Origin of the sequence: Methanospirillum sp., from assembly GCF_035406105.1 — an archaeon.
Classification (GTDB): Archaea; Halobacteriota; Methanomicrobia; order Methanomicrobiales; family Methanospirillaceae; genus Methanospirillum.
In genome coordinates this window covers 1-5,552 of record NZ_DAONKG010000168.1, presented here as the reverse complement: position 1 = coordinate 5,552, position 5,552 = coordinate 1, and the positions used below count along the sequence as shown (strand labels likewise).

Here is a 5,552-nt window from a genome sequence, read left to right as displayed (position 1 = left end):
TGTGCTTTTTTATTACGCGCCTCCTGGAGATCGTCACCGGCATAAATCCCCCTGATTGACCCATCCTCATGCACGATGCGGATGTTGAAGAGATCCTTAAGTCTGATAAATTCCACTCCTGATGCAAGTTCAGCCTGCGGCAGATAAAGTGAGCCGGTATAAGGGATCTCCCGAAATCCCCGTGATGCATCCCCCGGATATCTCATGGCCCGGGCAGTAACCGGATCACTTCCCTCGACGGGGACCAGAACCGGGTCCGGGACAAAGAAGAACCTGTCAGCCATGCTGTCAATAATCTCCTTATTCTTTGCATAGAGATTCTCCCAGGAGAACTGGATGTCGGTCTCCCCGATTCCGATCTCAATGACGGCGTTTCTGACCGCCTGTGGCTGAATACCCCGGCGAGCCATTGCACGAAGGGTCCCAAGGCGGACATCATCCCAGCCGGAGTATTCACCAGACTGTATGCCAGCCCGCATCTGGGACGTTGAGAGGACCACTCCTTCAATCCCCATCCGCCCATAGTGCCGGTATACCGGGGCCTCCCATCCCATATATCTGAAAATAAACTCCTGTCGTTTCGTATTGGCGATATGATCCTTGCCTCTGATGACATGGGTCATGCCAAGAAGATGATCATCAACCGCTACCGAGAGGTTCATAAGGGGATACACGATCGCATCCACCCGCTGGTGAGGGGTTGAGGTCAGGACACGGAACAACGGATAGTCACGCATGGCAGGATCCGGATGATTCAGGTCTGTTCTGAGCCGGACACCCGCCTCCCCCTCCGCAAATGCTCCCTCCAGCATCTGTTCAAAGAGGTCAAGTGCTTCTTCCGGAGACTGACTCCGGCACGGGCAGGCTGCCTTGTGCATCTTGAGATCCCTGAATACCTCACTGTCACACCGGCACACATAGGCATACCCCTTCCGGATAAGCTCTTTTCCGACATCATAATAGAGCGGAAACCGATCAGACTGATAGATCGTCTCAGAGATGGAGAGTCCCATCCATTCGATATCCTCCCTGACCATGTCATAGGCCTCGGGATCCACCCGTTTTGGATCGGTATCCTCAATTCTCAGGATATATTTCCCGCCATACCGCCGGATATATTCATCATTGAGGAATGCGGCGCGTGCATGCCCGAGATGAAGTGGTCCTGAAGGATTTGGAGCAAACCGCATCACGACTCCTCCTTCAGCACCCGGAAGATCCGGAAGGGTCGCTTTCTTCTTCTCCTTCTTTTCAAACAGGGAGGCATACTGGTCAGGGGCGATGCTTTTGAGTCGCTCTTCCCGCTCTTCAACAGATAACGAAGAGACCTCATCCAAAACAGCACCCAGGATGGCTTTTATCTCACCTGCTTTTGAGCGAAGTTCCGGGTGGGATCCAAGAATGGCCCCCATCACAGCACCCGCTGCAGGAACACTCTTATGTTTTACTGCGTTGGAAAGAGCAGCAATCAGTAATAGTGACCGTACCTCGTCCATCAGTAGTCCCTTTTAATAAAATACCAGGCAAGATCCGCAAGCAGTTTTTTCTCAGGAGTATCAGTCAGAACATGAAGTCCTGAGATCGCAGAACCGATCATCTCCTCTGCATCACGCCTAACCGAGTCTATCACGCCTTTGTCACGGAGCAGTGCAATGAGCGATGCAATATCATCACGGGTGAGAGAGCGCCGCCAGGGCTGTAGATCTATCCCCTTCTTCCGTGCGGTGATCGCAATCAGGGTCTGTTTTCCTTCCCTGATATCCGATGCCTGATCCTTCCCTGACTTTTCAGGACTGGCAAGCAGATCAATCAGATCATCCTGGATTTGGAACGCTGCCCCGATTTTGCATCCATAATTATAGAGTGCATCCACCTGTTCATCTGACCCGCCGGCAAGGAGCGAACCTATGGCAGCCGCGGCACCGTATAAAACCCCGGTCTTTCTTGTGACCATTGCAAGGTATTCGTCTCTTGTCACATCATTTCGTTCTTCAAAAGACATATCCTGCTGCTGACCTTCGCAGATCTCCTCACATGTGCGTGCAAGGAGGGAAACGGCGCGGACCTTTGCATCGCCCGGAGCCTCTGCATGACAGATGAGAGAGAATGCCCGGGCATAAAGAACATCTCCGGCAAGGATGGCAACCGGTTCACCCCACAGAGTATGCACCGTCTTCTGACCACGTCTGTACTCATCCTTGTCCATGATGTCATCATGGATCAGCGTGAAGTTATGAGTCACCTCAAGGGAGAGGCCTGCAGGCATGATCCGGTGAGAAGAACCAGGGGTTACGGAATCTGCAGCCAGTTTAAACAAGGCCGGACGGAGGCGTTTTCCTCCGGCAAATAACAGGTGATTTGCTGCCTGTGAAAGGGGACTTTTCGGATCTCCGTACCAGTCCTGCAGGAGAGAATTGACCTCATCTGCGGTTTTTTTCAGGTATGTCTCTAACTCCATACGTAATCACGTTCCTTATGCCAGTTTGTGTCTCTGACCGTTCGTCATCAGGAAAAAGTCCTTGTTCAGGGTATAGCCCATTTCGGTTGCAAGGGACAGGTATTCCGATGTGATGTCAATTCCCCCGTGAGCCGCGATGATATACTGCGGATTGAGCATATGCACAAACTCGTAGTGATCTTCACAGTATGCATGCCCGCTCACGTGTAACTCATCAAAAATCCTGGCCCCTTGTGCTTTGAGCAGGGTAAAGAGCCTGTACCGCTGTGCCCGGTTCATGTCATTCGGGATCAGCTGGGCGCTGATCATCACCTTATCACCCCGTTCGATCTTGTACGGCGTATCGTTCTGGGCGATTCGTGTCAGGATTGAACCCGGCTCTCCCTGGTGACCGGTAACGATCGGGACATACTGCTCCTTGCCTGATTTAATCAGTCGCCGAAGAGTCCGTTCCACCACCCGGCGGTTTCCAAACACACTGGTAGTATCAGGGAACCGGACCATCTTCATCTGCTCTGCCGTGACACAATACCGCTCCATCGAGCGACCGAGCAGCAGCGGTTTTCGTCCGATTTCATGGGCACATTCTGCGATGGTCTTCACCCGTGCGATGTGTGATGCAAAAGTACTGACGATGATCGCATTCTTGTCATCTTCATAACTGGTGATCACATCGCGAACCATGTTCTTGGCGATCTGCTCACTCGGGCACCGGCCTTTTTTGTGAACATTGGTCACCTCTGCAATCATGCAGAGTACCCCTTCTTTTCCAATCTTTTTCAGTTTGGCAAAGTCCGGTGGTTCGCCAAGAACCGGATTGCGGTCAAGCTTAAAGTCCAGTGCATAAATGATCGCTCCCTTTGGCGTATAGAGTGCAACCGTTGCCGTATCAATAATGCTGTGCTGTGTCCGGACAAATTCCATTCCCAAAGTATTTGAGATATTGTATCGTTGTCCGTACTTGAGTGCTATCAGCTTATTATTAACGCCAAACTTCTTTTCACCCTCAATCTGCTGTTTTACCAGTTCAATCGTATAGGGAGTCCCGATAATGGGAGCATTATACCGGTGAACCAGCTTTGGCACTGCACCGATATGGTCAAGATGACCATGTGAGAGGATGACTGCCTTGACCGTCCCTTCCAGCTGGTTCATTACCGTATCATCTGGAATAACACCCATCTGAATAAGGTCCAGGGAATGGGTATTTTCCATCTCAATATCCGGGTACATCATCAGGGAATCAAGCCTGATGCCCATATCAAATATTACTATCTCCTTTCCACAGCGGACGGCGGTCATATTTCGCCCAAACTCATTATACCCGCCCACTGCAAGGATTTCAATGTCCAATTCTGTCTCCTCCTCGAAGATTATCTATCATTTCCCGTGTCTTACCGGTGAGATACCACCGGGCCTGTGGTAACTCTGATATTCGGGTTTTTCCGGTAAGGAACATACTTATCCGGAGTTCCTGGTGAATGGTCCGGATGGTTTCCCGCAATGCATCAGGGCCGTCGCATGCGGGTTTTAAGAGTGGAAGTGCCATGCCGGCAAGATTCGCACCCATCACCATGGCTTTTGCGATATCAATTCCAGAACGAATCCCCCCGCTTGCCAGTACCGGTCCCCCGCACCGGACTACTTCAAGTAAGCTTACTGCGGTTGGAAGACCCCACTCTCCAAACCGCTCTCCCAGTCCTTTCAGGTGCAGATCTTCCCTGCCGGAAACACTCCCCGACCGGTGACTTTCTATGAGGGCCCATGATGAGCCGCCATACCCGCCAATATCCACACATGCTGCCCCTGCACCAAAACACCGTATCCCGGTTTCATATGAAATGCCCGAACCGGTCTCCTTTACAATGACAGGAACCTTTAAATCTCTGCATAGTTCACGAAGGGCGGTAAAACATCCGCCTGCATCATGATCCCCCTCCGGCTGAATGGCCTCCTGAAGGAAGTTGAGATGGATTGCCAGAGCATCCGCATCTATCATCTCAACCGCCTGTTCAGCCCATTCAATACCATGATCCCGGAGCTGTACGATTCCCAGGTTTCCGACAATAAAGGTATCAGGTGCTTTGTCCCGTACAATAGAGAATGTATCGGCCAGATCTGGGTTTTCTATTGCCGCCCGCTGTGATCCGACACCGATACCAAGACCAAATTCACCGGCTATCTCTCCCAGAACTGCATTAACATCCTTCGTTTCCGGATGTCCACCGGTCATGGCCGAGATGAAGAGGGGTGAGCCCAGATCATGCCCCAAAAATCTGGTCTTCAGTTCCAGCCGGTCCATATCACAGTCGGGGAGAGCCTCATGGACCAGTCTGATGTCATCAAAGCCGGTACTTCCTGATTCTATATGCTCGTCAAGACAAATGCGGAGATGATCAAGTTTTCTGGAAGAGGTAAATTCCCTGCGATTCATCGTTCCTCCGGCAGGATCCTGGTTCCCCCATGATCAGCCCCGCATAAAAACTCCTCAAGTCGTGAGATATGAAATATGTCAGATTCGATACCCATATCCGCAAGACGAAGGAGTTCAGTAATTTTTCCCTGCATTCCTCCGGTTACATCAACGGAGCCGGAGCCTCCGATCCGTATGGTTTGCGCCATTGAGCGACGCAGTTCCCTCACAACTGACCCATCAGCATCCAGAAGGCCGGGCACATCGGTTGCAAGCCCGATGCGTTTCATCCCCAGCTGGTGTGCCAATACCCGAATCAATTGATCACCGGAAACAATGCAAGCCCCTCTCTCGGTATCCATAACAACATCTCCATGCAGAACCGGTACAATGCCAAGTCTAAGCATAAGATCCAGATGAGTCAGGCAGTACCCGGATAATTCTCCATTTGATGCAACCATACCCTCAAGCGGATGAACACTAATTGCTTCAATCCCCTCTCGGCGAAGGCTGCTGACCACCAGCTCATTCAGGGCCGATACCGCACGGTGTGTCTCAAAAATACCTTCTCTGTTCTCCCTCGTCACACCGTTGTGAATCTGATACTGTTGTGCCTGTGGATGTCCGTATGATCCTGCACCATGCACGAGAAGAAGTGAAAAATCTAAATATTTTTTGAGG

General features: G+C 51.3%; 5 protein-coding genes. All 5 read right to left on the bottom strand.

What is annotated here, in order from left to right:
• The coding region (locus PLA23_RS10020) for a glutamate--tRNA ligase (RefSeq protein ID WP_324475091.1) at window positions 1-1,496 on the bottom strand (1,496 nt) is incomplete at its 3' end.
• Window positions 1,496-2,458, bottom strand: coding sequence for a polyprenyl synthetase family protein (locus PLA23_RS10015; RefSeq protein WP_324331591.1), 963 nt, complete (start codon window positions 2,456-2,458; stop codon window positions 1,496-1,498). The genes PLA23_RS10015 and PLA23_RS10020, both read right to left, overlap by 1 nt.
• A gap of 15 nt (window positions 2,459-2,473) precedes the next feature.
• Window positions 2,474-3,811 (bottom strand): RNase J family beta-CASP ribonuclease, encoded by a 1,338-nt coding sequence (locus tag PLA23_RS10010; protein WP_324331588.1) that lies wholly within the window; start codon window positions 3,809-3,811, stop codon window positions 2,474-2,476.
• The gene (fni, locus tag PLA23_RS10005; protein ID WP_324475089.1) at window positions 3,801-4,892 is read right to left on the bottom strand and encodes a type 2 isopentenyl-diphosphate Delta-isomerase; all 1,092 of its coding nucleotides are present in this window, start codon (window positions 4,890-4,892) and stop codon (window positions 3,801-3,803) included. Before fni ends, PLA23_RS10010 begins: the two co-directional genes overlap by 11 nt.
• On the bottom strand, window positions 4,889-5,552 hold a 664-nt coding region (locus PLA23_RS10000), incomplete at its 5' end, for an isopentenyl phosphate kinase (RefSeq protein WP_324475086.1). The genes fni and PLA23_RS10000, both read right to left, overlap by 4 nt.